The organism is Phocaeicola faecium (assembly GCF_014837055.1).
GTDB classification, from domain to species: domain Bacteria; phylum Bacteroidota; class Bacteroidia; order Bacteroidales; family Bacteroidaceae; genus Phocaeicola; species Phocaeicola gallinarum.
In genome coordinates this window covers 1-1,416 of record NZ_JACSPQ010000059.1, presented here as the reverse complement: position 1 = coordinate 1,416, position 1,416 = coordinate 1, and the positions used below count along the sequence as shown (strand labels likewise).

The following is a 1,416-nucleotide window of genomic DNA, read 5'->3' as shown; positions in this document are numbered from 1 at the left end:
ACTGTTGATTTTCCAACACCATTAGGACCAATAAAAGTCGTAATGTTTGTAAAATCAATTTTAGCATTATAAATGGTACGAAAATTCCGAATTTCAACCTGCTCAATCCGCATGCCCATATCCCTTCTTCTATGTCATGAATAATCTGCACTACACATCTATAATCATAGACTCATTGTCCACTCATCAACGGGTGAACTGGCCAGATCCAGGTGGCGACGTCCTTACGCTTCTTTTCGATGGCGGGGATAGTACGAAGGGCTTGGCCCATGCGCAGGTAGTTGACGAGTACGCCGTCGTCGAGGTCGATTTCGAGGTTGCGGGTGGCCAGTGGGTAGAGAACATTGTCCTCGTAGGCTTTGCACTCGGTGACAGCCTTGTGCAGCTTCTCGGCTTCGTGCTTGTCCTTCGCGCGGTCGGAACGTTCCAACTGATTCGCCTGATCCGCGATCTTGGCGGTGAAGTCGCGCAGATATTCCAACACCGTATGCGTGGTGGCCAGCGTATAACGATGCATGTAGACCAACGCCTTGAACGCGCCCTTGTTGTCGGTACGGCTGGAGTACTGCCAGTAGATCGGACGATTCTTGTACATGGCCACATGGTCGTTGTAGAAATCGTTCACGAAATACTTGCGCAGCGGCTCGCCAAGCGTCCGTTCGATATATGCCAGATTCTCCGCCAGATGATCCGAACCGAATGTGACCTCCAGGAAGCGACGGAACCGGGAGACGATATCATCCTCGAAGCAGTCAACCTCGGTGACGGGAATCACGTTGTCCCTATCAGGCTCAAAGCGTGTGTCCGGTACACGCTCGCGGAAATCATCCACGGTCTCGCCTTGGGAGGCAAGGATGAGGCCCGGCTTATCGATGGAGTAACGTCCGAACATGCAGCCGACCGCATAGGAGATGAATTCCTTGACCACATCCCGCGCGAACAACTCATCACGTTCGGCGGGTGTCTTGTCCGGATAGACGAACGCCGAGTTGCGTTTGAGCGACACCCGCTCCAACGGCACATCACATGGCACGTCATCACGCACGCCATAGGCGTCGGCGACCAGTTCGTTATTACGAATCTCACGCTGACGCTGTTCCTCGGAGAGGGTTTGCCACTGTTGCGACAGCAAAGCGCTGGCTTGTTCCAAGCTGCCATCATGAGATTGGCTCAACAACGCCGACTGCTGGTAATCCCACGATGTTTCATAGGAATCCCAGTCTTGCCGAGCAATGCATATAAGGTTGTTAGCGTTATCGTCTGCAGATTGTGCCAGCTCAGCAACAATCGGCAGCGTAGCAATCTGTCCTACTTCAAAATTTAGGGTCGGCGCTATAGCTGTTAGTTCCTCATATGCTACTGCAGAATTAGTGAATGACAGAACACCATTCCGAATCTCTTCAGAAGCAAAAATAG

1 protein-coding gene and 1 pseudogene are annotated in these 1,416 nt (G+C 51.9%); both read right to left on the bottom strand.

Annotation, left to right across the window (positions count from 1 at the left end; genetic code table 11):
* Positions 1-113 (bottom strand): AAA family ATPase (locus tag H9626_RS15865; protein WP_191710942.1); only part of this gene is annotated, 113 nt, incomplete at its 3' end.
* Positions 114-172: 59 nt separating this feature from the next.
* Positions 173-1,416: pseudogene (locus tag H9626_RS15860) on the bottom strand (hypothetical protein); the annotation flags it as partial.